Genomic DNA, 26,888 nt, shown 5'->3' on the forward strand with positions numbered 1-26,888 from the left:
ATAGACAATTTCAGATATCTTCATGGGAACTCCGGATTGTATTTTTAATCACATATATTGTTTGAGGGAAAGTGGGCTAAATACACTCGCTTAGAGACTCTAAGTAATTTTTGACCTCATAGTCATAGTCGTTTTGCCAATTCTCCCACCTCCTGTGTATAAATGTAAGGGTTATCTCCTTACAAAGTATATAGAAAGGAAAATGTTTTTTCAATAACAATCTAAAAAAAGAGATAAGCTTACAAAAGCGTTTATGACAATTAGAATTTTTATTTAAAATCACAAATATTATTATAAAACAAGACGTAAAAATCACTTTTTACGTCTTATCACTTATATTTCGATTTTCTCTTTCAGTCCGTCGCTGTATGCCATCTGCTGATCAGTAGTAATGACAATTCCATCAATTCCTGTAAGCTGATTTAGCTCTGCTAATACTTCATACGCCTTTTTTCCAAATAAACGGGTCGTCCAAATCTCACCCTCTAATGATTTTTCAGAAACGATCGTCAAACTAGCTAAATCAGTCTGAATCGGATAGCCGGTCTGACTATCAAAAATATGATGGTAGGTTTTTCCCTGCCACTCAAATTTGCGTTCATAAACACCTGAGGTCACAACGGATTCATTTTGTGCGTTTACCACAGCAACATAATTTCCACGCGGCAGAAAAGGATTTTGAATGCCAATCCGCCACCGTCCTTCTGCTCGTTGGGGGGCCGCCCCATAAGTCAGCACATTTCCGCCAAGATCAATAAAAGCCGCGTCCGCTTGTGCCGCTTTAAAGTCCGCGATGATCTTATCCGCAAAATAACCTTTGGCTAAGGCTCCTAAATCAATCGCCATCCCCGGTTGTTCCAAATAAACCATTTGTCTCGCTTCATCTAATTGGATCGCTGCTGGATCGATGAGAGGAAGCAGTTGCTGGATTTTTTCTGCTGAGGGGTATTTCGCATCATGAAAGCCAACTCGCCATTCCTGAATCAATGGACCTATGGCGATATTCAACGTACTGTCTGTAATCAGGCTTTGCTGCTTGCCAATTTTTATTAGTTCAAATAATTCATCATCTACTTTTACCGGCGCAAGGCCTGCTTGATGATTGATTTTCATCAATTCAGAGTCCTCTGCGTTGGCGCTGAAGCGCTGTTCGAAGTCTCTTAGTCGAACCTCCGCATTGGCTAACAGGTCTTCTGCTTCAGGGTGTTGCACCCAAAGTTTGATTACCGTTCCCATTAGGTGCAGTGTTTTTTCATTCATGGCTATTTCCCCTTCTTAATCTTCTATTTATCAGCTTAATTGATTTCTAGTGATAACTAAAGGAAAAATTCCGGAAATGTTTTGAAACCGCTAATGTAATCGCTTATACTTCTAGGTGTAAAAGAAAAACAGCAAGGGGGAGTCATATGTTACTTTTATCACGTGACAATATCAAACAAGTTTTCACCATGAAAGATGCCATCGAAGCAGACAAAGTGGCCTTTCAATTATTCAGTGAGGGAAAAACGGATGTGCCTTTGCGCACCCAGATCGTTTCGGAAAAACAAAATGGGACGTTTTTATTTATGCCTTCTTACGCACCTGATTTGGATGCGGCAGCAGTGAAACTGATCAATATTTTCCCGGACAATATCAATAAGGGGCTGGCTTCTGCCCCAGCACAAGTATTACTAGTGGACGGCAAAACGGGGTATGTGAATGCCCTGCTAGATGGTGTGACTGTGACGCAATTCCGAACAGGCGCCGCTTCTGGTGTCGCTTTTGATGTCTTAGGTCGCAAGAATGCGAGAAAAGGGGCATTGATCGGAACTGGCGGACAAGCCGCGACTCAGTTAGAGGCCATGGTTTGTGCTCGTGAACTGGAGACGGTCTACGTTTTCGATACAAATCCTGAACGGACTAAAGAATTCGCCCAACAAATGGATGAAGAGCTGAAAAGCTACGGTACGCAGATTTTACCAGCGGCAACTTCTGATGAAGCCATCAGTGAGGCAGATCTGATCATCACCGTTACCCCTGCTTCATCACCTGTTTTTGACGGCAGCAAAGTCAAAGCTGGCGCAACGGTCAGCTGTGTTGGTTCTTACCAACCACATATGCAGGAAATGGACCCGGTGGTTTTAGAACGAGCAAGTAAGATTTATTTTGATTCAGAAGACGCGGTGCTTTCTGAGGCCGGTGATATCTTGATTCCATTAGAAGACGGTACGATTACAAAGGACGATTTCACTGGTGATATCGGTGAAGTATTAATGGGTAAAATCGGCGGTCGTGAAAATGATGAAGAGATCATCGTCTTCAAAACAGTCGGGATTGGCGCGCAGGATCTAGTTACCGCTCAAAAAATTTATGAACGCGCACTCGAAGAAAAAATCGGGACAGAATGGTCGTAAATAAAATTACTGCCGATCCGTTTACTCAGCTAGCCAGCAATGAAATTTAATATCAAAAAAGGAGGAATAAACATGCCACATTTATCAGTCAGATTGTATCCAGGTCGTTCAAAAGAGGTCAAACAAGATTTTGCCAACAAATTACAGGATTTAGTCGTGAAAGAATTAGGCTGTGAGCCAAATGTAGTCTCGGTTTCTTTTAAAGAGATTGAAAAAGAAAAATGGGATGACGTGATCGACGATGAAATCGCAGGTGAAGATATTTATATCGAAGCTGATTTCTAAGGGGGCGCAAAAATGAAAGAACATGCGAGTATTTTTAATGATGTCTTAGGACCGGTAATGATCGGGCCTTCAAGTTCACATACTGCTGCTTCTGTACGAATTGGCCGGGCCCTGCGGCAAATGGTCGCTGGGAAAATCACCTATTTCCAGGCTGATTTTGATCCGGAGGGTTCTTTGGCGGCAAGCTATATCACGCAATGTTCCGATATTGGTTTAATCGGCGGTCTGCTGGGGATGGACCCCACCGACAGTCGCTTGACTGATGCCCTTAAAATCGCTGAAGAGGACGGTATGGACGTACTCTTTCGGATTATCCCTTATGAAAACAATCATCCGAACACGTATAAAATGACGATCAAAACCGATTTTGGCGAAACGTTGGAGGTTGTCGCCCTTTCTGTCGGCGGCGGCATGATCGAGATTACAGAGATTGATCATTTTGCTGTTGAAATCACCGGCGGTTTTTATGAGACACTGCTTTTCGGTGATGCACTGACGGCCACCGAATCCGAATTAGCAGAAAAAATCAGCAAGTTCTGTTTTGCGGCAATCAATAAACAAGATGGTAAAACACTCTTGCATCTTAAAACCCAACAAGTCATTCCTGGGAATGAGCTTGCTTGGCTAAATCAGCATATGGCGATCGAACGCTTCATTGCCTTTGATCCAGTCTTGCCGATCCTATCGCAAAAAGAACCAAAGATGCTCTTTTCAACTGCAGAAGAAATGATCGCTATCGCGCAAAGAGAAGACTTGGACTTAGCAGATATGGCTCTGCGCTACGAGAGCCATCGCGGCAGTATTTCCGAAGAAGAAGTGTACCAAAAAGCAGAAGCGATCCTTGAAATCATGGCTAATGGCATCAAGATCGGCCTGGCCGGGACTGCTTATGAAGATCGGATGTTGGGTTCGCAAGCACCGAAAATCCGAGCAAATCGTGATAGACTGATTGGTGACGCGCTGCCGGCTAAAATCATCGAAAATATTTCCGCGTTGATGGAAGTCAAAAGCTCAATGAATGTCTTTGTTGCGGCACCAACGGCCGGTTCCTGCGGAGCATTGCCGGGAACCCTGATCGCTGTCAGCGATTATCAGAAAAAATCCCACGATGAATTGGTTCGGGCATTACTGGCCGCTGGAATGATTGGCGTCTTTATCGCGGAATACGCCACCTTTGCAGCAGAGGTGGCCGGCTGTCAAGCTGAATGCGGTTCAGGATCAGGAATGACTGCTGGTGCATTGGTCCAATTAATGGGCGGAACGATTGAAGAAGCGGTAAATGCGGCATCAATGGGCCTGCAGAATGTTTTTGGAATGACCTGTGATCCAATCGGTGTCCGCGTAGAAGTTCCCTGCCTCGGAAAAAATATGATGTGCGGCATGAACGCGCTGGGTGCCGCCAACATGTCCTTGGCCGGCTACGATGTCGTCATTCCATTAGATGAAACGATCGAAAGCTTCAATAAAGTTGGCCGGATGATCCCGGCGGCATTGCGCTGTACCGGACATGCCGGGCTGGCTCAAACACCGTCTGGCTTGGCGATTGCCGAACAATTAGGCTGTCCGTTGGATTGCTGTTAATTAAATACGTATAAAAAAGACGAGCACACACTCGTCTTTTTTTATACGTCAATAATCTTCGGTTGTCGTTTTACATAAGGTAAAAACTTCTGTAGTACATCTGCTGTTTTCAACTTCAAGTAACCAGTAGTCGTACCGTCACTGCATCCGTAATACTCCTGTTCGCAAACCTCTTTATCCAGCACCAGCTGGACTTTTTCAGCTTCGTTCAATAAAGCGCTGAAAATCGTCGCCGCACCGATTTTCGTACCCAGCATCAAATCCATCTGCTCTGCCGAGGCAAATGACACTCGAGCAATCTCTAATGCTTGACTGAATTCTTTGGATTTAAATGGCTTATCGCCGCAGGTTATAAATAAATAGAAATTCGTTTTTTGGCGATTGCATAAGAACAAGGTTTTCACCATATCCATCTCTAACCGTTCATTGATCTGCTGGCAATCCTCCATTGTGATGACCTCTTCTGTTTCTACTCGTTGAAAGTCCATTTCTAATTCCTGCAACACTTGATAGACCTGTTCTTGCAGTACTGTACTAAACGTTGTTGGTATTGTTGTATATGCTTCGCTCACTAAAACCATTTTACTCATTCCTTCTTGAATAGTTAATAGTAGTAATCTATCATAGATATATAGATTACAAAAACGAGTTTTTATCATCTTTAGCATGCGATAATCAGATACAAAAAATAGCAATTGAACGTTTTTATTTACGCTTTAATGTAACTAGAAAAACGAATTAGGGGGTCCAATCATGGATATGAACATTCAAAAATACATCGCCTTCGTCAAAACTGTCGAGCTAGGCAGCTTTACAAAAGCCGCGAAAATTTTGAACTACTCTCAATCTGGCATCAGCCGGATGATTAATGATCTTGAACAAGAGTGGGGGATTACGCTATTAGAACGAAATCGGGCGGGACTTCGTCTGACTTCCGATGGTATGAATGTCTTACCCTACGCGAAAGAGCTAGCAGAAAAATATCAGGCCCTGCAAAACCAACTGGCGGAGCTTGGTCATTTAGATACTGGCCTAATTCGGATTGGCACTTTCTCTAGTGTCGCTACTCATTGGCTGCCGGAAATGGTCAAAAACTTTCAAGCCGATTATCCTAAGATCGATTTCGAATTATTATTGGGCGACTATGAAGAGATCGAGCAGTGGGTATTGGATGGACGGGTCGATTTTGGTTTCTCCCGCTTGCCCGCCGCTCATGATTTGGAACAACGATTTCTGCACAACGATGAGCAGCTGGTGGTTTTACCCCAAGGACATCCATTTTTATCCAAAGAGAAAATCAGCGTGAAGGACTTGGAGGATCAACCTTTCATTTTATTAGAGCGCGAAGGCACATCAGACATCACTGAATTATTGGCCGAAGCCCAAGTTCAGCCGCAGATCAGCTTTCGAACATGGGATGATTATTCGATCCTGGCAATGGTCGAGAAAGGCTTAGGTATCAGTATTTTACCGAAGCTGATTTTGCAGCGAATCACATATCATGTGGAAACACGATCCCTCGTCAGACCCGTTTTTCGCAAAGTTGGAATCCTCTATCGCAATGAAGCATTACTCTCTCTGGCTAGTCGTAAATTTCTAAACGCCTTTATCGAATTTTGAACTAGAAAAGACTTATTTTTCGGATCGATAGTTCAACGAATCACAAAAATTTCGAATTTTATGGTTTTTCCTTTTTGTTTATTGTTATAATTATAGAAAAAAGACCTATGGGAGGACTTATGGCACAGATTATTTTCTATATTTTAATTGGTCTGATGATCTTTCAAGCATTCATGCTTGTACGCGATGTTGTGACTCATCGTGATGATTTAGGACCAGGGAATTGGTTGATTAGCGGAGTTATTGGCTTTATCGCCGATTTTGCGGACACGATCGGAATCGGGAGTTTCGCACTCACCACTATGATGCTAAACATTACGAAACAAAACAGTGACGACCGAAAATTACCGGGGATTTTAAATGTCGGACATGCGATCCCTGTGTTGACTGAAGCTGTGATTTTCGTCACAGTTATCAAAGTAGACGCACTAACTTTAGTATCCTTGATTCTTGCAGCGATCGTCGGCTCTTGGTTCGGGTCAAGATATGTTACTAAGCTTTCAGAAACCGCCGTTCAAAAATGGATTGGCTGGGCACTATTGATTACTGCTATTTTGATGTTGTTGCGCCAAACTGAAGTAATCGCGTTATTGGGTAAAGGAAACACTGCAATGGGGCTGACAGGTGTAAAACTAATTGTCGGAATCATCGGAAACTTTTTCTTCGGTGCCTTGATGACAGTCGGTGTCGGCTTATATGCACCATGTATGGCGATGGTCTACATGCTGGGAATGACACCTTTAGCTGCTTTTCCGATCATGATGTGTTCATGTGCAGGACTTCAACCAGTCGCTAGTATCAACTTTATTCGTGAAAAAGCTTATTCTAGAAAAATCGCATTAGCGATCACGATCGGCGGGATTCCCGGCGTTATCATCGCTTCTCAATTCTTGATGAACCTAGACATTTCAATGGTCACTTATTTAGTTATTGTCATTATTTTTTATACAGGGATTCAATACATTCTAAAATCACGCAAAACTGCGGCAGCATAGTTAATACAGCTTAAAAAATGGCTCTGTACCAGATCTCGGTACGAGCCATTTCTATTTTTCTATTCTATTTTCCCCCTTATGAAAGGCTTTGACCTTTTCTAAAATGAATAAAACACCAACTAAGATCAAAATGGAGATTGATAGTAATAACGAATTGGTTCCATTTCCATGCGCTAATAACAGCTCACGCAGGATAGCGGTGATGCTGATGAGAATCAAATAGCGAACAGGAATATGGTGCCCTTCTTTGATGTAGCGCAGCAGCATCAGAATAACTTCCAAAAGAATAAATAGCGTCGCGATTTCATCGATCAGCAGCGTTAATTCAGAGACATTGTTCAACGGGATCACATGTAAAATAATATTGATGATTCCTTCGGCCATGACGATCACCACGACGACAATCAGAACTGCCAGCAAAATATCCACAATCGTACTAATCGCTTTTTCAAATTTAAAAAATAATTGTCTTTCATCGTACGTCCCCCGTTCGATTTTCAATTAAATTATAGCAATTATCTAAAAAAATCAGAAAGAATACGCACCTCGAAAAAGGCTCCGCCACTTCGATTTCAGCATCTTGCCGAAATCGAAGTGGCGGAGCCTTTCTTATTATGAATGTAGGTTTGCTTCCCGTGCCAAAGCTAAGCAGCCAATCGTTCCGGCGTTGTTGCCTAGTTTCGGTGTCACGATATACTCTTCTAGGTCAGGTGTTTTCACGTAGTCGTTCACTAGCTCTTTGAAACGAGCACGAACCTTCTTGACTAAGTGTTCTTGCTGCATCACACCGCCGCCAAAAATGATCACGTCTGGTGAAAACATCAAGGTCGTGTTATACGCACACTGTGCGATGTAATCCGCTTCGATCTCCCAATAAGGGTCATCTTCGCTTAAGTCTTGTCCTTTACGGCCTAAACGTTTTTCAATAGCCGGACCTGCGGCCATGCCTTCCAAGCAATGTCCATGGAAAGGACAGCTGCCTTCAAAATCATCTTCAGGATTCCGGCTTACCAGTACATGTCCCATTTCTGGATGGCTGAAGCCCTCAACAAAATTCCCCTTTTGCAAAGCACCGCCGCCGATACCTGTACCGATCGTGTAATAAACGACACTATTGACACCATCGCCGCGCCCTTTCACATACTCGCCGTAACAAGCCGCATTCACATCAGTCGTCCAAGCAATCGGTAAATCAAATTCTTTTTTCATCGCACCAACAAAATCATAATTCTGCCACGCTAATTTTGGTGTAGAAGTGATGTAGCCATAGGTTTTCGAATCCCGATGAATATCGATCGGACCAAATGAACCAACACCAATGCTGACCAATTGTTCTGCGTATTTCTTGAAAAAGCCGATCACTAAGTTCATTGTTTCTTCAGGAGTGGTCGTTGGATAGCTGACCCTTTCGATGATCTCCAGATCGTTATTTCCCACAGAGCAAACAAATTTTGTGCCGCCGGCTTCGATCCCGCCAAATAATTTTTCCACTAAGCTTCACTCACAATCATTTAGATTAATTCGACATACAAGGTCACGAATTTCGCGTGCCCGATGTTTTCAAGCTCTATTGTATCATTATTTATTGACAGCGGTTCCTTTGTTTTTTCTTTCAAGTCAACTTTTTCCGCCATTTTAATAGAATGATGGAAAGTGATCGTTGCTCGTCCTTCTTCCCTCAGTCGACCATTATAAAGACGCAGGATATAACCAGAGCGATCTTCAGCTTTTTTCAAAATGCTTAGGGTCAAATTGCCATCAATGGTAAACAGACTGAAACTTGCCGGCAACGTTTGTACGACATCCCCCAAAGTAAAAATCAGACGGGAATTCAAGAATTCCGCATATTGATAGACTTCGATCGGTGTTACCGCTTGTTTCGCCAACTGAGCTACGTTCGCTTGGTCAAATCCTTCAGCAAAATAAGCCACTGAAAAATCAAAGCTCATCGTCTTATGACATTGCGCATCTGGAGTAGCTATTACCGACTCACCCGAAGCACGGCCAGGACGATACATCAGATTCTCTTTCCCCATAAAACCATAGGTCCGGAAAATCGTTAAGCGAATCGTGTCAAATCCCTCACCAACAATCTCATATTCTCGTACACCTTTTGGAATGACCGCAACACCGTGGGCTTCATCAAATAAACCAACAAAAGATTGGCATGTCTCAATCGCGATCGGCTGCTCATTCCATTGCTCCTTGTTCGCTTCCCAAAGCGCCATTTCTTTTTCGAAAACGACCGGACGCTGCAACGTACCAAATTGCTGATCCGCAATCGAAAATTTCGAAGCGATACCGGTATCAAACAGCACACAAACACGATGACTGTCTACCTGTTGGTTTTCAACCGTCAGATTGAAATCAATGATCGGTGACTGCTTCTTTAAGGCGATTTCAAGTGTGATCGGCAACTCTGCGGATGCCTTTTTTTCAGCTCGCTCAGCTAAATCCTTTGGTACCTTCAATAAAAAGTTCAAACGCACTGACTGATAAATATCAGACTGCTTGATCGTAATTTCCGGTACAAAATCAGCTGATGAGATCACCCAATCCTTCTCTGGCGGCGAATAGTTGAATGAATCGCCATCGTCCCCATTTTCTTCAATGATTCCTTGGTTTTTATACAGGACGTCATTGGTTTTATCCAGAATATCCAAGGAACCATTCTTATTAATGGTCATTCGATAATACGCATTTTCAACAGTATTACTTGACCATTCTTGTAATGGCGAACTGCTATCCCCTTTAAGATCGATCGTCACTTGTGTATAGCCGACACTTGGAACTTCCGTTGTTTCAATCGCGACTTTGGCTTTGTAGACTTTTTCCGGCAAATAGATCTCTTTAACTGAATTCAGTACGTTGCCTTGATTTAAGACGTACTCCGTTTGGTCGATCATTTCTAAAATCGTATAAGACAAAGAATTTCCTGCTTGATCAAGGATCGCAAATTCTTCCTGCGGTAAGTAGACTTCCGCTTCAACTACACCATCACGCACCGTTTCATAGGTATTGAACAAGGTGAACGTAATTTCCTGCGCTTGCGGATTATTGATCGCCGTTGAAATTTGACGCAGGGTTAGCTCCACCAGATTCATAGAAATATCTCGTGCCTGCTTATAGCGCATATAGACGTCTTCATTCGTCGTATCAGATACACAGGAACCGATCGAATCATGAGCGGCATTTTCAAACATCAGCTTCCAGATTTCTTTGACTGTTTCCACTGGATACTCAAATCCCATCTGCATAGCCATCGTCAATACCGGTTCCATCACATTCACCAAATAATGTTGAATTAGCGTGTTCAGCGCCTTCAAATCCGAACGAGAAGAAAAGATCGTCTTGTGGATACGCATCAGTTTGCCGTTGATCAGCTCCCCTGCGATTTCTGCTAATTCCGAGTGACGTTCTTTGACCGCAGCGATGTAGTTTTCAATCGTCGAAAACTGCAGCTCATATTCGCCTTGATACAGTCCATTCATTTGCTCAACTAATTCTGGCAGATTCTCCCGTACCGGTGCCTGATCGAAACCATTCGGAAAATAGACTTGATCCGTTGAGCTGCGGCCCCAAGTTGTCTTGAAGGGCTCTTGATGTAAAAATTCGGCTAAATCTGCTTTCCGTTCAGGAATCGCACCGCCAATGTAATAACCGCTTGGTATCTGATAAACATTGACTACTGAACCGTCTTCCCCGCGCCATTTATACTCCGTGTGTGCAACATCGTCATCACTTACACCACGCCAGAACATCGTATCGCTGATACCGAATTCGCGATAAATTTGCGGCATACTGGCGGCCTGCCCAAAGGAGTCTGGTACATACCCAACATTCATATAATCACCGAACGCTTCACAGATTTTCATCCCATATAACATATTCCGAACAATGCTTTCACCAGAAATTACCAGTTGATCGGTTTGGGTATACCAGGGACCAATGATCAGTTTGCCTTGCTGGACTAGCTTTTCGATCCTTGTTCTATCCTGCGGACGCCATTTTAAATAATCATCCAGCAATGAAGCTTGCCCATCTAAAATAAAACTGTTATAAGGACCATCGTTTTCTAATTGCTCCAAAACTTTTTTCAGATCATGCATCAAATATACTTTCGATCGGCTGGTAGTAAAATACCATTCCCGATCCCAATGACTGTGGGGCACTACGTGTACTGTTTTTTTCATGCAAAAATTCCTCTCGTTTGATTAAAATAGGCACCCAACGATTTCCACCGCCAGTGCCTATTAATTTTTTTGTTCTTGTCTAGTTTAGCGAATTATCTTTTTCAGCAATGAGCGAAACTTTTCCTGCTAGTTCTCAAAGCTTACATCAATATCATCCAATTCGATGTTTTCTGTTTGTTCTTCCTGTTTGTTGAAGTTAACGAATAATGGTGCGACGAATCCGATAAAGGCAGCTCCAACGAATAAACCGATCAAGTACGCCCAGCCGTTTCCAACGGTGAAGAACCCATAGATTCCCCCAACTGGCGGCATTTTAGCATGCATGCCAAGGGCGATTCCTAACCCAGAAGCAATCGCACCGCCAATCATGTTGATCGGAACTAATCGCAGCGGGTTCACCAAAGTAAATGGAATCGCACCTTCTGTGATTCCAATAAAGCCCATGACAAAGTTATTGCGGCCCGCATCCAATAATTCCTTGTTGAAACGTTTTTTATGGAATAAAGTTGCTAGTGCATAACCAAATGGCACCGCACAAATCGCTACATTGACGATAATCGCTGGTAAATAGACCCCTTCTGCTAATAGAACATTTCCAGCCATCCAAGCAGCTTTATTCACGGGACCGCCTAAGTCAGAACCGATCATCGCACCCATGATCATGGCAAGCAAGATCTTGTTCACATCGTTTTCGATCATCGTACGGATCCAATCAACAAGACTGGTATTGATCCATGCCAGCGGCTCGGATAGCAAGGCCCCCATAACAATCGCTACTGATAATGTCGCGATCAGCGGTAAGATGACTAATGGCATAACCCCTGCAAACGATTCTGGTAATTTGATTTTTTCTTTCGACCATTTCACTAAGTAACCGGCTAAGAAACCAGCAATTACAGCGCCTAAAAATCCGGCATTCGTACTTGAAGCAACCGCTCCGCCGATAAACCCAGCACCTAACGCGGCCTTGTCTCCGATAGAATAAGCAATAAATCCAGCTAATACAGTGTTGATCAAGCCAATCCCGGTCCAACCAACCTGTTCAATCATATAAAGTGCATGTTTAAAGCCCTCTGCTTTTGCATATGGATCTAAACTTGTTATCCCCATGCCAAGTGCGATCATTTTCGGGATCGCGACGACTAGGGAAGCTCCAATAATCAACGGCAGTACAAAACTAATTCCACTCATTAAGTGGCCTTTTAAATCTGCTAGAACTTTCTTCATCATTCTTGCCCCTTTTCTTTAATTTGCCTGTCTTTGTTGGACAGCGGCGATACATTTCTTTAAAACAGCTTCTGGCGCTTTGATACAGGTGTTAATGTTCACACGAAGCTGCGGTTTCCCATCAAATCGTTCCAATCCAACAACCTTTTGATCTGTTGCTAACAGTAAAAAATCAGCCTCTTTTGCTTCTGCATCAGTGATCGTATTGACTTGTCCTAATGACCCTTGTTGTTCTATTTTGACATCATAGCCTAACTTTGCACCTGCTTTTTCTAACGCCTTTGCCGCCATCGGTGTGTGTGCCAATCCTGCCGGACATGCGGAAATTCCTACTATTTTCATATGATCCTCTCTCCAATCATTTCTTTTTTAATCAATTCAACTAATTGCTTTTTATCTTCGGATTGTTGAATTTGCTGAATAAACTCAGTCTCCAGCAAAGCTGTTGCTAAACGACTCAACATTTCCAGATGAACTGTTCCTTCATCTTCTTTCGGAACCATTAACGCAAAAATATTTTTTACCGCTGAATCATCAAAGGTCTCCCATTCGATTTCATGCTTCAAGCGAATAAATAGAACTGTCGGTGTCAAAACCGTTTTCGCTTTCGCATGAGGAATCGCAAAACCATCCTGCAATCCAGTGGAATATTCTGATTCTCGTTCGTTGAACGCCCCGCAGGTCTCCGCCGCATCCGCGACATAACCTGATTCATAGGCATACGTCGCAATAACTTCAAATAATTCCTCTTTCGAAGCGACCGCTACATCCAAAAGGATATTTGATTCTTTAAAGTCCATATCGGAAGCCCCTTTCTAATTGTTTAATTTTTGATTCATGTAACGTTTCGCTTTACACGTTTAATTTACGAGTTCTCAGCTCATATGTAAACACTTCCAATTTCCAACTAATTTGGCAACCATTAGTAAAGCGTTTTCCAAAATGATTGCCAACTCTTTTGGAAATTTGCGGTACGGCTGAACGATTTCTTTCTTTTCTTCTATATTGTATGATTGGGTTAAGTACCGGAGGTGACACGAGTGTCGAAGCTTGCTTATCAACGATTAGATGACCTATTAGAATTATTAGCCAAACAAACCACACCGCTGCCGATGAAAGAGTTGGCCAAGAGCTTCTCGATTTCCGAGCGAACGGTGCGAACAGATATTGCAAATCTAAATGATCTTTTAAGCAATGTTGGTGCCACGATCACTTTAGTGCGAGGAAAAGGCTATTTGCTGACCGTTCATTCGAAAGAGCAATTCACTACCTGGTGGACAGAAAGTATGTCCTCAGCGGAGTCCTTCTTAACAACTAGCGAAGAACGCCAGACATATTTACTCTTTCTTCTATTTAAGAATGAAAACCCTTTATCCTTAGACGATTTTCTGGATCAGTTGTTTATTAGTAAAAATACCTTTTATTCCTATTTAAAAACAGCTCGTGACAACTTAATGACCTATCAATTAAAAATCGTCAATCGCCCTAATATTGGCTTTGAGATTTTAGGCAATGAATTTGCAAAGCGGCAAGCCATCAGTGATTTGCTGATTGAAAAAGATTTGCAGGAGTATCTGATCGGTTTCACCGAAATGGAACTGGCATTATTTGATAATATTGACTTGGATCTTTTACAAGAATTGGAGCTTAACTATCTCAAACCTTTAGAATTATTAGATTCAGACTACTACCATAAGAATATTCTCTCCCATTTCGCTTTAGCGATCAGTCGTTTTTTGGATGGGCACGAGATGACCGAGTTTCCTTTACGTGTGCCACGTCTAAAACAGTCTGTCCAAAGGGCCCTATCTCAGTTTTTAGACGAGATCGAGCACGCCTTTGATAGTCATTTGACTGATGGCGAAAAAGAATACTTTACTTACTATCTGGCGTTGAACGCGCCACGATTAGTCGAGACAGATTCGAATAGTCATTCTTCTACGGAGACAGCCCAATCGATCGTTAATGAACTATTACACGCCATCAAACATACCTCGAATTTTGACTGGAGCGAGGACAAGATGCTGATTGAAGATCTAACGTCTCACATCGAAGGCTTTATCAATATGAATTTGATGGAAGCACGCCGCAGTAATCCGCTATTGACTACTATCAAAAAGTCCTTTCCGCAGGCATATGACCTATGCCTGACCCATTTAGAAGTAGTTGGCAAAAAACATGGATTGTATTTTTCTCAGGATGAAGTCGGTTATATCGCTCTGCACATCGCAGGGGCAATGGAAAGAAATTCTATCAGCAATCATCGAAAATATCGAGTGATCTTGGTCTGTGGTACTGGCCGTGCAATGAGCCGAATCATTGAAGCAAAGATCAATAAATACTATCAGGAAACGCTCGAAGTGATCGATCGGTTATCCTATGTAGAACTGCAGCAGCGTGATCTTTCTACTGTTGATTTCGTGATCACGACTGTTCCAATAGAGCGATTAAGTATTCCTCATATCTATATCAATATGGCAAAATTAGATAAAGAAATCGTTAAAATTGAACCCTTCATAGAGAATTTTAATGAGACAAACGACGAGATCTATTCCCTGTTCCGTCAAGAGTTCTATCTCCATGAAGAGATCACCGACAAAGAGCTGCTGCTTCAGAAAATGACTCAGCAATTATTCCAAAAGGACTTTGTCCCAGAGAACTTCCATGACAGTATTATAGAACGAGAAGCGATCAATCAAACCAATATCAACGAATGGCTGGCGATTCCTCACCCTATGTCGCTTTTAGCCAAACGGTCGGCTGTATCTGTCGCGATCATTCCTAATGGGGTAGATTGGGGCAATGGCGATCTAGTAAAATTCGTCTTCCTATTTGCTATCACTAAAGAAGATTACGAGGACACCGAAGAAATCTACAGCCTGCTGCTGGAATTAATGGAGCGCGAAGATATTCAGCAAATCCTCCTCCAGCAAAGCGACTACTCACACTTTTTAAAGTACATCAAACAATTATAAAAGGAGCCAGAAAATTTCCGACTCCTTTTTCGTAGGTACTCTAAGGACATTGCACCTAAAAAAGGAACAGTTTTTTTGAGTGATGATGCAGCACAAACATATGAGCATTATTCTGCAATCGAAAAAAATCAGATACAATATTATTGCTAGAAACAGCTACCTTAACATAGCATAGCACTAACTCTTATGCAGAAAATCAGATGTATTGCTCCAGAATTATAGAATTATGCCTACCTAGTTAGGAGCCATATAATGAAAATCACAGGATTATATGAGTGGTGTATTGATGCGAATGGCGTACACTTCAAGCGCTATTGAGGGCAATACTATCTCATTGGCTGAAACCGGCTCTATTATTCTTGAAAGCATCATTTCAACCAATGAAAATATCCTAATTTAATTAACATAAAAAGCTAGAAACCTTGTCATCAAGGTTTCTAGCTCATAAACTACACCAATTTTATTGCTTCAACGCTGCCTTGATCGCCTTCGCCGCAGCCAAAGGATCATCCGCATTCAAGATTCCGCTGCCAACGATTACAATGTCCGGCTCTAACGCTACGTAATCCCCAACAGTCTCGCTATTGATTCCGCCCGCAACAGCAACTTTCACCTTTTTCGTGTATTGCTTCAATTCCTTTAAATCCTCCAAAGGCGTTCGTCCTGCATGCTGTTGATCGGCACCCGTATGAACAGCAATGACATCAACACCTAATGCTTCGATTACTGGAATTCGTTCTTCATAATTCTGCACACAAATCAAATCTACCATGACCTGCCGCTTCTGTTTTTGAGCCTGTTCTACACAGCCCTTAATCGTTAAATCATCGGTGATTCCCAAAACTGTTACATATTCGGCGCCGGCATCATAAGCCAATTGTGCTTCATAAGCTCCCGCGTCCATGATCTTCGCGTCACATAATACTTCAAGTGTTGGATATGCTTCTTTGATTTGCCGAACTGCTTCACGTCCTGCATCTATCAAAAACGGTGTGCCTACTTCTACAATGTCGACATAAGGATGAAGCTCCTTTAAAGCTTCCAATGCCTCCGCTAAATTTAATTCGTCGATCGCTAGTTGTAATTTCATTTAATATCCTCCTATTCTAAATTCGCGTGCTTTTCGAAAGCACGATCCGTTGGTACCTTTTGTTCAAGCGCCAATTCAACAATCAACGAATCCGCAAGTAGCAAAACCGACTCTTCAAACAGACTGCCACCCGGTAAAATACCTTTTCTATTTTCTTCACTCTCTGGGAGCTTATCGGTATAAGCCGGAATACGAATAACTCCTCCAGATAGTTTTGCTAGGGATGATTCTGGAAAAACAGTCAGGCTGATAATCTTCCCGCCAATTTTATTCGCTTTTTTTGCTGTATTAATCAATGACGACGTCTCTCCAGAAGCACTGGCAACTACCAATAAGTCCTCTGGTAAAAATGCCGGTGTCGTCACTTCTCCAACAACGTACACTTCATAACCTAGATGCATCAGACGCATCGCTAATCCCTTCAGCATCAATAATGAACGACCCGCACCTGATACAAAAATCCGTTCTGCTTGCTTGATGTTGTTAACCAATAGATCGATTTGTTCTTGATCGACCTTTTTCAATGTATTCGCCAGCTCCATCGCCGCCGTGTAAGCTACCTCATTGGTTTTCATCCTATTCCTCCTCGTTTTTATAGCTTGCAACAAACATATCAAGTGCTCCAGTAAATTCTAAATGTTCCGTTCCCGCCGGCACCAACAGAGTCTCACCCTTAGAAATCGCGATATCGTTCACAGTACCTGCACCCTCTACTACAGTTATAAAAGCAAAACGCGCAAGCCGATAGGTTCCCTGAGTCTCCGTTTTAATACGGCTCAAACTATATAGCCCCGGTTCATCCCAATAGTCGGTAATCTCACATCCATCTCTTTGGTAAGGTTCGATCCAAACAAAGCCTTCCGAAGTATCAGGAACTAGAACATTTTCCAATACCTTATCAATGTGCAATTCTCTTTCTTCACCAGTATCTGGTTCAACTCTTCCATAATCGTATAAACGATAAGTCAGATCCGCATTGCGAGAGATGTTGTAAGTCAGTACATCACGATTGATGGCATGGAGCGTACCCGCAGGAATATCAATAAAATGATCTTTCTTAGCTGGCAAATATTTCAATAATTTGCCCCACTCTCCTGATTGTGCCCACTCAGCAAACTCTTCTTTGGTTTTTGCGTGGTGCCCAAACTCGATTTTTCCATCCGCTGGTGTATCCAAGATCACCCAAGCTTCCGGTTTTCCGCGAGAGTTGTCATGCTCCAAGGCATACGCATCATCGGGATGGAGCTGCACTGATAAATCTGCCAAAGGGTCTAATAAATTTACTCGAATTGGCAATTCCTCTGTATCACAATTAAACCAGTCGGGATATTCCGTATAAAGCTGAGAAAGTGTCAGATTCGTGCCCGCTACAGGACAGTCTGCCGCACCTGGTAAAGCAACAACGTTGTACACTTCACCAATTGGATAACTATCTGTCTGATAATTGAACGTTTCCAGCATTCGTTTGCCTCCCCAAATACGCGCTTCAAAGAATGGCAAAATCTTCACTATTTGTTTTTCCATCAAAAACCAACCTTTCTATTTTGTTTTACTCTACAATTCAAATTATACATAAATTTTTGGTTTTATCAAGATAAACCAAAAACAAAAATTTGTTTTACCAGCAATAAAAAGATTAGTATGCTATAATTTTCTCAGGAGGGATCACATGCGTTTAACTAGTGAAGAACGGAGAAATAAAATTCTCCATGAAGTTATGAATCAAAAAGAGGTCTCGATCAATGATTTAGCAGAAAAATTTCAAGTAACAACTGAAACTATCCGAAAAGATGTCGGCTTTCTTCAAGAAAAGAATCTATTAGCGAAAAAACATGGTTCAGTGGAATTAACCAAACCTTTTTTAGAAAGTGCGTTTTCAGTAAAAGAAAAACAACAAATGAAAGAAAAAAACGCGATTGCGGAAAAAGCCCTAGACTTTATTCCACAAAACGCGTCCCTTTATTTAGATACGAGTACCACGGTTCTACAATTAGCAAAGCTTCTGGTGATGCGCAATGATTTGACGATTGTCACAAACTCACTACAGATTAGTCAAATTTTGGCAACTTCAGATAATCAAGTTCTATTGGCTGGCGGCCAGTTCAGGAAAAAAAGTAATTCCTATGTTGGTGCTTGGACTTTAAATGCTTTGCAAAGCTTAAATCTCGACTTAGGTTTTTTAGGCTGCGATGGTTTTTCTAAAACCGGTCCGACCATTCGCTCTTATCAAGAATTAGAAATCAAAAATACCGTTACTGCTCATTGTAAAAAGAATCTGATTCTTTGCGACAGTTCAAAAATCGGCAATCAAGGTCTCTATACCTTCGCCGATTTTCAAGATATCGACATGGTTTTGGTCGAACGGCAACTGACTGAAGAGGAACGGCAAGCTTTCCCAGAGGAGCTGCTCTTTTATTCGCAAAATTAAAAAAAGTGGGCGAATTATTCGCTCACTTTTTTGCCTTGGTTAATTGCTGTTAAAATTTCGGCAAACTATCCCATTTAAGAAATTAGGCATTTCATATAATTCTTATGATAATTCGTTTTACTAGCTGGAATAGATTGTTTTATTTATTCATTGTTCCTCAAAAAAAACGGCAAAAGAAAGATTCCTTTACCGTTTAATTCTGCTTTTCAATTTTGAAACGTTATTGCAATTTCAGCGATCACTAAAAAATAGATTCTAGAAAAAAATCAGCATTCAAGTGATGTTAGTCATTTTTTTGATGCAGGTAATGCAGTGCTAAATGACAATAGGTCATATTCGCCCATGAAAACCACTCTCGCGTGAATTGCTTTGGATCATCTACATCAATTCCTTCATGGCATTGCAACGTATCTGCATCTGTTTCCGCGATCTTTTGAAGTTTTGCTTCAATCACGCTTAGATCATCAGAAGTTAATCCTTCCATTGCCAGAGAAATCGGCCATACATAGTTAGGCGGCGTATGTGGGCTGCCAATCCCCTGCAAATAAGCTCCCGCATAATAATACGGATTAGCTACGCTCAAAATGTTACTTCGAGTAGCTAAATAGATCGGCTCATTCTTCTCGCAATATCCTAAAAAAGGCAACGAGAGCAGACTCGGTACATTTGCATCATCCATAAATAATGAGTTTCCTAATCCATCTACTTCGTAGGCATAGTAATACTCGCCATTCGCATCGACTAAGCGCCCATACTTTTCGATTCCTTGTGTGATATCCGCCAGCAAACGAATCATTTTCTCTTCAAGTTCAACATTCGTATTTTTCGGAAGCAATTCTAACAGCTGCTTTAAAACTACCACAATGAATTGATTCCCCGGAATGAAGTAGCCATAGTAACAGGCATCATCGCTTGGACGAAATCCACTCCACACCATTCCTGTATAACCAACAGCACGGCCTTTTCCTTCACAAGGAATCGTATCTGATGGCGGACAGTCAGTCCTCACAAATGTGTAGGGGGAGTTTTCATGGTGCTGCTCGCAAATGAATGTCTCCACCGCAACGGAAACTGCTTCCCAAAATTTCGATGTCAAATGCTCAGTATATCCTGTTTGCTGCAGATGATAGCTTAAGAAAAAGGGTGCGCATAATGAATCAATTTCAAATTTCCGTTCCCAAACCAATGAAGAAATCGGAACATTTGATGTATCATTGCTGTAGTGTCCACCATCTGCTTCTTTATTGAAGGCGTTTGAATATGGATCATGCAGCAAATAGGTTAGTTGCTGCTCCAAAACGCCATGAATCAGTTTTTTAACACTAGGAACTTTATCCTCAATCATTAAATAAGGTAGCACTTGAAACGTCGAATCACGTAACCACATAGCTGGAATGTCGCCAGTCGCCACAAATATTTCTCCATTTTCACGAACCAATACAGTATTCGTTATCGTGTCAACGAAGGTGCGGCGAAAGATATTGGTTTCTTTTTCTGTAGGAAGAACAATTGTTTCAGCATAAGCCTGAATCTCTTGAATTAGTCTGGTCTGATCAATCATTTTATTTCCCCATCTTTCTTTTGATTAAAGTAGATGCCATATGTGCGAATCTCTCCGCTATTGAAATCCACTAGCTCAAATTCTGTTACATCCGAAGCAACAGAACGAACAAATCTACCTTCTAAATCAAGCAATGCAATATTTGCTGCTTCACCAAAAGACAGCTTTCCTGGATTATTTTGAGAAGTCTCCGAAGCATTATACAGCCGTAACTCATACCCGGTATTATCGACCGTTGGCAGGAAACTGCTAAAGACGACCATCAAATTCTCCAATGTAATCAATGACTGTGCTACAGCATCTTTTTGCAATGGATTAACTGGGAAATACTGAATCGGCGTAGTAAAGCGATTAAGCGTTTGTGTTTGATAATATAAGTTTTCCTGTGTAGTATCTAAATAAATCATTTGTAATTTATGCGGATCAAACTGATCTTCTAAAACAATACTGCCTTCAAAAACCAACTCACCAAGCAATTGGCTTTGCGGTGTAGGAACTACCTTTGTTTGTAATCCAGAAGCATCTCCAGGTCTTCTCATAGTATCTGGACGACCTAAGAAACCTACCCCCCTAAAGAAAGTGATAGCCAATGTATCATACGCTTTCCCAACAATCTGAAAATCTTTTGTCCCTTTAGTTAAAAAGCTCCAACTTGATTGCTCATCATGAACATTAGCGAAATGGATCATCGGACGCATACTCGTCGGCTCTTCCTTGTAACCAATTTCTCGCCAATCATGTAGATGTTGATCTTCAACCGGGCGCTTAATCACTCCAAATTGAGTGTCCGCATAAGAATGAGTCGCCTGAACATCTGTCATTATTAGTAAGCGCAAACGATGATCCAACACTTGATTGTCGATCGTCAGCTTCACATCGATTGCCGTACTATTTTTAGTCAGCTGTAATTCTAATATATAGTCAATTGCGCTATCTAATTTTTGTGCTTTGCGTGAAGCTAGATCGTATGGCAGTTTCCACTTGCCCTTCACAATCATCCGACTAAGCAAGTTTCCCTGTTCAATCCTCAACTCCTTGGTTGCGGCAAAATCAAGAGTAAGTACCCAGTCTTCAAAAGCTGGAGAAAAATCATACGTGTCGCCCTCATCTCCGCCGTCTTCAACTTTCAAGAAATCGATGTACCATTTTTGTTTGTCCTTTGAAAACAGCTCAAACTTGCCTTCTTGAAATTGCAGTAAGAAGTGATCATTTTCAATTCGCTCAGCCGCACAAAGAACATTAATCGAATCGTTTGATTCCAAAATCTGCAGTTGCAGCCAGCCCATCGCAGGCAGTTCACATTCTGCCATAATCGTTGTCAGATAATAGTAGTTATTGATCATCTCAACAGGATTCCGACGCAAGCAACCTGCATTTTCTTTTTGTTGATCGAGTATCTCAAAATGAATCGTTTTTCCTGCTTGATCGACTAAAGCAAAAGATGCAACTTTTGTTGATACAGTAATTTTGCGTAACGTCTTCTTTCTAAACGGCAATGGATTCCAAATAAACAAGTCATTTTCTTTTTCGTCATTCACCGAAATACTCAATTTTCTCAGTAAGTAATCTACACAAGATTGTGCTTCTTGCAGTGCGTTGATTCCCCGCATCAGAATATCTTGATTCGTTTCATCACTATTACACCCGCCCGCGCTGTCATGTGCCTGCCCGCGTGCCACAGTTTTCCAAAGACTGTTCATCAATCCCTGCTTTGCTGTGATTCCATAGTTATTTGCCAAAGCCGACATGGGTTCCAATTGATACGTAAGCACTCGTTCCAGCTGATCGTAGATTCGCTTTAGATCATAACGTGAAGAGTAAATCCCTCTGTGAATCTTAGAATCAGATGGATCAATAAATTCGCCAGAAAATTCACTGAAAGCTCCTGCTTCTTTTTCCAAAGCGTTGAAAAATTCCGGATAGCTGCCTTCGATAAATTGAACATCCGTTGAAACATTAGCATTTGCTTTAGCGATCCGTTCTTTCAAATTGAAGTCCACCGCACGCTGGTCACCACCTACTGGTAATAAGTGAGCATTGCTTTTAGTTTCTGTTGAAATCCGTTCAAATAACCCGTCAAAATTATCTTGTCCAATCAGGTCGACTCCCGCATAGTACCCGTTTTTTATGTTTGCGGTTAAAACTTTTGACCCATCATTGCTAGTCCAATAGAAATAACGTGTCTCAGCCTCTTTGGGCATTCCTCGCCAAAACAATGCTTGATCAATTCCAAAACCATTCAAGATTTTCGGCATATCTTGGCTTTGACCGAAGGAATCTGGTAAATAGCCGATCCGCATACAATTTCCTAAATTCTCCGCTTCTTGAATACCAATCCGTAAATTGCGAACTGTCGACTCACCAGAAGTTGTCATCTCATCAATTTGTGTAAACCAGGGACCTACAAATAGACGTCCCGCCTTCACAAAATTCTTGATTTCCTCTTCTCTTTCAGGGAAAATCGCTAAATAATCCTCTAAAATCGACATCTGACCATCTAATGCATAGTAGTCTAATTGATTGTTTTTCAACGCTGTCAAAACTTCATCCATGTGAAAAATGAATTGAATTCGCGCTTCCTGACGTGTAAAATACCATTCAAAATCCCAGTGGGTATGAGCTACCGTGTAAATATCCTTCATCACAAAAAATTCCTCAATTCTTAAAGATCTTCGATACTATCCTGCATTTTCTGCTACTAATTGCGCAGCTTTTTCTTGTTCTTCAATCAGCTGTTCCGCTCTTTCATGACGCTGATTCAACACAACGAATGGTGCATAAAGAACTACATCCAACACAACCAATACCGCTGTCAATATGACCGGGCTAATATGGAATGCGCCTAAAACCCATGTACTAATGAAAATCGGCTCATTTCCAGAATTCAATACAACTAGTGGAACTACCCAGCCAAGTGAAGTCACAATATAGGCAATCACTGCATTAACGATTGGGACCAATATCCAAGGAATAAACATCAATGGATTTAAAACGATCGGCAATCCGAAAATGACTGGCTCATTGATTCCAAAACAACCAGGAATTAAGGCTAACTTCGCCACTTCTCGTTCCTTCTCACCCTTTTTAGTAAAAATCAACATAGCAATGATCAAACCAAAGGTTGCACCAGAACCGCCGATCATAGCATAAACATTGGTCATTGTATTGGGTGAAATCGTGATACCAGCAAAGCTTTGTGTTTCCGCAAATTTCGCAACGTTTTCTAAGAACAATGGCAACCAGAAGGCTGATACAACGCCCCAGACAATATTGAACCCATGTAAACCAAGAAACCATAAAATTTGTTGCAACAAAATAACAATTAGAATTGCCGGTAAACCTGTTCCAACTGAAAGCAGCGGCTTAATCAAAACATCAGAAATCATTTGCAGCAACGAAACGTAACCAAGAGATTCGATCAAAATACGAATAACTCCAAAAATCAATAGCACTTCGCTAATTGGAATCAGCGAAAAGAAGGAGTCAAAAACATTTTGCGGAACATTTCCCGGCATTTTGATTGTAAATTTACTGCGAGTAAATTTAGCGAATAATGCTACTGAGATCATCCCTACAATCAATCCGGTGAACATTCCTTCATAACTGAAGAATGATGTTGAAAAGCCCTCGATCACTTTTGCTTTTGGATCTAAGAAATTCACATTCTTAGGAACCATTACAAAATATGCTGCAAATGCTAATAATGTTGCTATAATAGGATTTAATCGCTCATTATTTTCTTTGCGCTTTAATTCCACTGCATAAGAATATGCAGACGAAAAGACAACGATCAATGCAACGATTCCTAATGTAGCATTTCCTAAATAACCAAATAATTCACTGGTGTTTGTTAAAACAACATTATCAATCTGTTGGTTCTTAATAAGTGCGTCTAACTGCATTTTGATCAAATTAGAAAAAGACCCTACAACTGTAAATGGAATTGTTCGAACAAAAGCGTTCTTAACCGCTTGTAAGATGGTGTTGCCTTCTACCCAAGCGGATGCCTTAAGTAAAGGTTCTTGAAGTTTTTGCATATCAAATTTCATCATTGATACTCCCTTATCAAATTATTCGAAAACGTTTTCTGAATCCAATTATATACAAATGAAAAAATTTGTAAACACAATATTTTTAATAAACGTTTACAAATTTATATTATCATGTTAAGTTGTATATACAAATACGAAAAAAGGAGGTTGACAAGTTGTATAAATACCGAGAAATTTATTCGGATATTAAACGTGATATTTTAACAAATCATTATCGTGCGGGGACTTTACTTCCTACACAAGAATTTTTTTCAGAGAAATATGATGTTTCACGAATTACTCTAAAAAAAGCATTAAATTTATTAGAAAATGATGGGTTGATCTTTAGTAAGCAGGGATCAGGAACCTTTATTCGTCCACAAATTGAAAATAGGGATAGTGAATTATTGCCATTAGACTTGCCGGTTGGTGTAACCTATTCTCACCGTGATCAAAAAATTTCAAGTAAAATCTTATCCTTTGATGCTCGTTTGCCAGAAAAAGAAGAGCAGCATCATTTGGGTATCACTTCAAGCGACCCTGTCTATCAATTCAAGCGTGTACGCTCTATTAATGAACAAATTTATAGTTTAGAGCATGTTGTCATGCCTACTCAAGTAGCTCCTTTGAATGAGGAAATTTTACAAGGTTCTGTATATGATTATCTTGGTCATATAGCCAAGTTGCAGCTGACAGACGCACGACGAATAATTTATGCTGATCAAGCTAGCCAAGAGATTAGTGATTCTTTAGAAATCGAAAATGGTTCTCCGGTTTTAGTAATTGAACAAGTGGCTTATGATCAAAAAGGCAGTGCCTTCGAGTTTTCAAAATCCTACTTTATCAGCAATAAAAGTAAGTTTTCTCTGGATATCCATTTAAATCGAAAATAGAAACATACTAAAATTAGAGGGGAGAATCAGTGATGGATGATTCTCCCCTCTATTTTCTGTTTTGGAATATAGTAAGATAGGAAAGAGGCTGGGACACATGGTCACAACCTCTTTTCCATTTATACCAGCCGATCAATATCGTATTCAAAGCCATTTTGATCGCTAAGCTGTTTGTAGAATTCACCGCTTTTTTTGATCGTGCGTTTTTGCGTCGCCAGATCCAGCGAAACTAGACCATAGCGGTTCTTATAGGAATTGATCCATGACCAGCAATCGATGAAGGTCCATAGATGATAGCCTTTGATATTGCAGCCGTCATTGATCGCTTTCCAAAGATACGCTAAGTGATCTTGGATATATTCGATACGATAATGATCGATGACTTGACCCGTTTTATCCATAAATCGTTCTTCGTCGGCTACACCCATGCCATTCTCAGAAATAAAAGATTCAATGTTTCCATAATTTTCTTTAATATCCATACATAGATCATGGATACCTTTCTCATAGATCTCCCAGCCACGATATTCGTTCATTCGTCGACCCGGCATCACATGGTTTTCAAAGAACCAATCCGGTAAAAATGGACCATCTTGATTGATCGCTGTCAGCCGCGCCTTCACACGACGTGGCTCATAATAGTTCAAGCCCAATAGTTGGGCTGTATTTTCTTTGATCCAAGCTAAATCTTCTTCCTTATAATCTTCTGGTAGCTGGTCATACTCCCGTAAAAGCGCCACTAATTTTTCTGGATATTCCCCTTTAACCATTGGATCTAAGAAACTACGAACATAAAACAAATCAGCAATTTCTGCTGCCTTCACATCTGCTGGATTTTGACTTCGGGGAAACGTCGGACTCAAATTTAAGATTACACCGATTTTACTATCCAACTGATAGTTCTTATGAGCCGCGATCGCCTTCGCATGAGCCAAGATCGTAAAATGAGCTGCCTGTGCGCCACGCTTAAAGTCAATATTATTAGGATAGTGAAAATCTTCTAAATACGAACCCAAAATTGGTCCTAACGGTTCATTGAAAGTGAACCAGTGATAAACCAGATCACCAAATTCCTTGAAACAAGCATCCGCGAAGTTCACATAAGCGTCAACAACTTCTCGCGACTCCCAACCGCCCTTATCCTGTAGAACTGCCGGCATATCAAAATGATACAAATTAGCGAACACCTTAATACCATTTTTGTTCATCTCAGTAAATAAATCGCGATAAAACGCGATCGTCTTTGGATTGACTTCGCCTATTCCATCCGTCGGAAACATCCGTGCCCATGAGATTGACACTCGAAAAGAATTATGACCTGTCTCCTTCATTAACTGTACATCTTCCTTATACCGATGGATATGATCAGTCGTCGTTTCCGAGCTGATTCCTTGATAAAAACGGTAAGGCTGTTCTTTATACCAGCGTTCCCATACAGTCTCTGCTTTTCCTGTTTCCCCGCGACCTTCTGCTTGCTCAGCTGACCAAGCGGAGCCCCACCAAAAATCCTTTGGAAATGTTACTTGCTGCTTATTCATTGTATCCCCCTTTTCCAAACTAAAAATCGTTTATCTTCAAGGCTGATGTCATTTATCTAACTGCTTGAATGTTAAATC

23 protein-coding genes are annotated in these 26,888 nt (G+C 41.2%); 8 read left to right on the forward strand and 15 right to left on the reverse strand.

Features of this window, described 5'->3' with window-relative positions; all coding sequences use genetic code 11:
- Positions 1 to 333: 333 nt before the first annotated feature.
- On the reverse strand, positions 334 to 1,260 hold the full coding sequence (locus tag IGI38_RS11295) for an FAD:protein FMN transferase (protein ID WP_438729995.1): 927 nt from the start codon (positions 1,258 to 1,260) through the stop codon (positions 334 to 336).
- A 146-nt stretch (positions 1,261 to 1,406) separates the two neighbouring features.
- Between IGI38_RS11295 and IGI38_RS11300 the strand changes: the two genes are divergently transcribed.
- From IGI38_RS11300 to IGI38_RS11310, 3 genes are all read left to right on the forward strand, one after another.
- Entirely contained in the window at positions 1,407 to 2,393 is a 987-nt protein-coding gene (locus IGI38_RS11300; protein WP_438729998.1) for an ornithine cyclodeaminase family protein, read from the forward strand.
- A 72-nt stretch (positions 2,394 to 2,465) separates the two neighbouring features.
- The gene (locus tag IGI38_RS11305) at positions 2,466 to 2,678 is read left to right on the forward strand and encodes a tautomerase family protein (RefSeq protein WP_438729999.1); all 213 of its coding nucleotides are present in this window, start codon (positions 2,466 to 2,468) and stop codon (positions 2,676 to 2,678) included.
- Positions 2,679 to 2,690: 12 nt separating this feature from the next.
- A complete protein-coding gene (locus IGI38_RS11310) occupies positions 2,691 to 4,259 on the forward strand; it encodes an L-serine ammonia-lyase, iron-sulfur-dependent, subunit alpha (RefSeq protein ID WP_438730002.1) in 1,569 nt (522 codons plus the stop codon).
- Positions 4,260 to 4,300: 41 nt separating this feature from the next.
- On the opposite strand, the gene IGI38_RS11315 is transcribed toward IGI38_RS11310, so the two are convergent.
- Complete coding sequence (locus IGI38_RS11315; protein ID WP_438730410.1) at positions 4,301 to 4,840, reverse strand: prolyl-tRNA synthetase associated domain-containing protein; 540 nt, start codon at positions 4,838 to 4,840, stop codon at positions 4,301 to 4,303.
- Positions 4,841 to 5,012: 172 nt separating this feature from the next.
- On the opposite strand from IGI38_RS11315, the gene IGI38_RS11320 reads away from it, so the two are divergent.
- Both IGI38_RS11320 and IGI38_RS11325 read left to right on the forward strand, forming a co-directional pair.
- Positions 5,013 to 5,879 carry a LysR family transcriptional regulator gene (locus IGI38_RS11320; RefSeq protein ID WP_438730005.1) on the forward strand — a complete coding sequence of 289 codons (867 nt, stop codon included), beginning with the start codon at positions 5,013 to 5,015 and terminating at the stop codon, positions 5,877 to 5,879.
- Positions 5,880 to 5,998: 119 nt separating this feature from the next.
- The gene (locus tag IGI38_RS11325; RefSeq protein WP_438730008.1) at positions 5,999 to 6,874 is read left to right on the forward strand and encodes a TSUP family transporter; all 876 of its coding nucleotides are present in this window, start codon (positions 5,999 to 6,001) and stop codon (positions 6,872 to 6,874) included.
- 51 nt (positions 6,875 to 6,925) lie between these two features.
- Here IGI38_RS11325 and IGI38_RS11330 read toward each other — a convergent pair whose 3' ends face one another.
- From IGI38_RS11330 to IGI38_RS11355, 6 genes are all read right to left on the reverse strand, one after another.
- The gene (locus tag IGI38_RS11330; RefSeq protein WP_438730011.1) at positions 6,926 to 7,375 is read right to left on the reverse strand and encodes a phosphate-starvation-inducible PsiE family protein; all 450 of its coding nucleotides are present in this window, start codon (positions 7,373 to 7,375) and stop codon (positions 6,926 to 6,928) included.
- 111 nt (positions 7,376 to 7,486) lie between these two features.
- Positions 7,487 to 8,365: a fructokinase ScrK gene (scrK, locus tag IGI38_RS11335; protein WP_438730014.1), complete on the reverse strand. Its 879-nt coding sequence runs from the start codon at positions 8,363 to 8,365 to the stop codon at positions 7,487 to 7,489.
- Positions 8,366 to 8,385: 20 nt separating this feature from the next.
- Positions 8,386 to 11,067, reverse strand: a complete 2,682-nt coding sequence (mngB, locus tag IGI38_RS11340) for a mannosylglycerate hydrolase (protein ID WP_438730017.1) — start codon at positions 11,065 to 11,067, stop codon at positions 8,386 to 8,388.
- A 126-nt stretch (positions 11,068 to 11,193) separates the two neighbouring features.
- On the reverse strand, positions 11,194 to 12,294 hold the full coding sequence (locus IGI38_RS11345) for a PTS fructose transporter subunit IIC (protein ID WP_438730020.1): 1,101 nt from the start codon (positions 12,292 to 12,294) through the stop codon (positions 11,194 to 11,196).
- Positions 12,295 to 12,312: 18 nt separating this feature from the next.
- Positions 12,313 to 12,636 carry a PTS fructose transporter subunit IIB gene (locus tag IGI38_RS11350; protein WP_438730023.1) on the reverse strand — a complete coding sequence of 108 codons (324 nt, stop codon included), beginning with the start codon at positions 12,634 to 12,636 and terminating at the stop codon, positions 12,313 to 12,315.
- Positions 12,633 to 13,094, reverse strand: coding sequence for a PTS sugar transporter subunit IIA (locus tag IGI38_RS11355; RefSeq protein ID WP_438730025.1), 462 nt, complete (start codon positions 13,092 to 13,094; stop codon positions 12,633 to 12,635). Before IGI38_RS11355 ends, IGI38_RS11350 begins: the two co-directional genes overlap by 4 nt.
- A 240-nt stretch (positions 13,095 to 13,334) precedes the next feature.
- On the opposite strand from IGI38_RS11355, the gene IGI38_RS11360 reads away from it, so the two are divergent.
- Positions 13,335 to 15,269 (forward strand): BglG family transcription antiterminator, encoded by a 1,935-nt coding sequence (locus IGI38_RS11360; RefSeq protein WP_438730028.1) that lies wholly within the window; start codon positions 13,335 to 13,337, stop codon positions 15,267 to 15,269.
- Positions 15,270 to 15,729: 460 nt separating this feature from the next.
- Here IGI38_RS11360 and hxlA read toward each other — a convergent pair whose 3' ends face one another.
- From hxlA to IGI38_RS11375, 3 genes are read right to left on the reverse strand one after another with little or no spacing between them, the layout of a single operon-like run.
- Entirely contained in the window at positions 15,730 to 16,359 is a 630-nt protein-coding gene (gene hxlA, locus IGI38_RS11365; protein ID WP_438730031.1) for a 3-hexulose-6-phosphate synthase, read from the reverse strand.
- 11 nt (positions 16,360 to 16,370) lie between these two features.
- On the reverse strand, positions 16,371 to 16,934 hold the full coding sequence (gene hxlB, locus IGI38_RS11370; protein ID WP_438730033.1) for a 6-phospho-3-hexuloisomerase: 564 nt from the start codon (positions 16,932 to 16,934) through the stop codon (positions 16,371 to 16,373).
- Position 16,935: 1 nt separating this feature from the next.
- Positions 16,936 to 17,883 (reverse strand): class I mannose-6-phosphate isomerase, encoded by a 948-nt coding sequence (locus IGI38_RS11375; RefSeq protein ID WP_438730036.1) that lies wholly within the window; start codon positions 17,881 to 17,883, stop codon positions 16,936 to 16,938.
- Between the two features lie 145 nt (positions 17,884 to 18,028).
- Here IGI38_RS11375 and IGI38_RS11380 point away from each other — a divergent pair, with 145 nt between their 5' ends.
- On the forward strand, positions 18,029 to 18,787 hold the full coding sequence (locus IGI38_RS11380) for a DeoR/GlpR family DNA-binding transcription regulator (RefSeq protein WP_438730039.1): 759 nt from the start codon (positions 18,029 to 18,031) through the stop codon (positions 18,785 to 18,787).
- 283 nt (positions 18,788 to 19,070) lie between these two features.
- On the opposite strand, the gene IGI38_RS11385 is transcribed toward IGI38_RS11380, so the two are convergent.
- The 3 genes from IGI38_RS11385 to IGI38_RS11395 are packed head-to-tail and all read right to left on the reverse strand — an operon-like array spanning position 19,071 to position 24,397.
- Complete coding sequence (locus IGI38_RS11385; protein ID WP_438730041.1) at positions 19,071 to 20,348, reverse strand: glycoside hydrolase family 125 protein; 1,278 nt, start codon at positions 20,346 to 20,348, stop codon at positions 19,071 to 19,073.
- Positions 20,345 to 22,990, reverse strand: a complete 2,646-nt coding sequence (locus IGI38_RS11390) for a glycoside hydrolase family 38 C-terminal domain-containing protein (RefSeq protein WP_438730044.1) — start codon at positions 22,988 to 22,990, stop codon at positions 20,345 to 20,347. Before IGI38_RS11390 ends, IGI38_RS11385 begins: the two co-directional genes overlap by 4 nt.
- Before the next feature lie 36 nt (positions 22,991 to 23,026).
- The gene (locus tag IGI38_RS11395; protein ID WP_438730046.1) at positions 23,027 to 24,397 is read right to left on the reverse strand and encodes a PTS sugar transporter subunit IIC; all 1,371 of its coding nucleotides are present in this window, start codon (positions 24,395 to 24,397) and stop codon (positions 23,027 to 23,029) included.
- A 158-nt stretch (positions 24,398 to 24,555) separates the two neighbouring features.
- Here IGI38_RS11395 and IGI38_RS11400 point away from each other — a divergent pair, with 158 nt between their 5' ends.
- On the forward strand, positions 24,556 to 25,272 hold the full coding sequence (locus IGI38_RS11400; protein WP_438730049.1) for a GntR family transcriptional regulator: 717 nt from the start codon (positions 24,556 to 24,558) through the stop codon (positions 25,270 to 25,272).
- 119 nt (positions 25,273 to 25,391) lie between these two features.
- Here IGI38_RS11400 and IGI38_RS11405 read toward each other — a convergent pair whose 3' ends face one another.
- On the reverse strand, positions 25,392 to 26,810 hold the full coding sequence (locus tag IGI38_RS11405; RefSeq protein WP_438730052.1) for a glycoside hydrolase family 1 protein: 1,419 nt from the start codon (positions 26,808 to 26,810) through the stop codon (positions 25,392 to 25,394).
- Between the last annotated feature and the right edge of the window lie 78 nt (positions 26,811 to 26,888).

It is taken from the genome of Enterococcus sp. AZ128, assembly GCF_051714485.1.
GTDB lineage: Bacteria > Bacillota > Bacilli > Lactobacillales > Enterococcaceae > Enterococcus_A.

What these genes read in the sequence shown, in the direction of transcription:
- hxlB (WP_438730033.1), bottom strand. Translation starts at nt 16,934, where the DNA reads ATGAAAACCAATGAGGTAGCTTACACGGCGGCGATGGAGCTGGCGAAT.
- IGI38_RS11295 (WP_438729995.1), bottom strand. Translation starts at nt 1,260, where the DNA reads ATGAATGAAAAAACACTGCACCTAATGGGAACGGTAATCAAACTTTGG.
- IGI38_RS11385 (WP_438730041.1), bottom strand. Translation starts at nt 20,348, where the DNA reads ATGATTGATCAGACCAGACTAATTCAAGAGATTCAGGCTTATGCTGAA.
- IGI38_RS11375 (WP_438730036.1), bottom strand. Translation starts at nt 17,883, where the DNA reads ATGGAAAAACAAATAGTGAAGATTTTGCCATTCTTTGAAGCGCGTATT.
- mngB (WP_438730017.1), bottom strand. Translation starts at nt 11,067, where the DNA reads ATGAAAAAAACAGTACACGTAGTGCCCCACAGTCATTGGGATCGGGAA.
- IGI38_RS11405 (WP_438730052.1), bottom strand. Translation starts at nt 26,810, where the DNA reads ATGAATAAGCAGCAAGTAACATTTCCAAAGGATTTTTGGTGGGGCTCC.
- IGI38_RS11390 (WP_438730044.1), bottom strand. Translation starts at nt 22,990, where the DNA reads ATGAAGGATATTTACACGGTAGCTCATACCCACTGGGATTTTGAATGG.
- IGI38_RS11345 (WP_438730020.1), bottom strand. Translation starts at nt 12,294, where the DNA reads ATGAAGAAAGTTCTAGCAGATTTAAAAGGCCACTTAATGAGTGGAATT.
- IGI38_RS11355 (WP_438730025.1), bottom strand. Translation starts at nt 13,094, where the DNA reads ATGGACTTTAAAGAATCAAATATCCTTTTGGATGTAGCGGTCGCTTCG.
- IGI38_RS11315 (WP_438730410.1), bottom strand. Translation starts at nt 4,840, where the DNA reads ATGGTTTTAGTGAGCGAAGCATATACAACAATACCAACAACGTTTAGT.
- IGI38_RS11325 (WP_438730008.1), top strand. Translation starts at nt 5,999, where the DNA reads ATGGCACAGATTATTTTCTATATTTTAATTGGTCTGATGATCTTTCAA.
- IGI38_RS11395 (WP_438730046.1), bottom strand. Translation starts at nt 24,397, where the DNA reads ATGAAATTTGATATGCAAAAACTTCAAGAACCTTTACTTAAGGCATCC.
- IGI38_RS11305 (WP_438729999.1), top strand. Translation starts at nt 2,466, where the DNA reads ATGCCACATTTATCAGTCAGATTGTATCCAGGTCGTTCAAAAGAGGTC.
- hxlA (WP_438730031.1), bottom strand. Translation starts at nt 16,359, where the DNA reads ATGAAATTACAACTAGCGATCGACGAATTAAATTTAGCGGAGGCATTG.
- IGI38_RS11300 (WP_438729998.1), top strand. Translation starts at nt 1,407, where the DNA reads ATGTTACTTTTATCACGTGACAATATCAAACAAGTTTTCACCATGAAA.
- IGI38_RS11380 (WP_438730039.1), top strand. Translation starts at nt 18,029, where the DNA reads ATGCGTTTAACTAGTGAAGAACGGAGAAATAAAATTCTCCATGAAGTT.
- IGI38_RS11350 (WP_438730023.1), bottom strand. Translation starts at nt 12,636, where the DNA reads ATGAAAATAGTAGGAATTTCCGCATGTCCGGCAGGATTGGCACACACA.
- IGI38_RS11310 (WP_438730002.1), top strand. Translation starts at nt 2,691, where the DNA reads ATGAAAGAACATGCGAGTATTTTTAATGATGTCTTAGGACCGGTAATG.
- IGI38_RS11320 (WP_438730005.1), top strand. Translation starts at nt 5,013, where the DNA reads ATGGATATGAACATTCAAAAATACATCGCCTTCGTCAAAACTGTCGAG.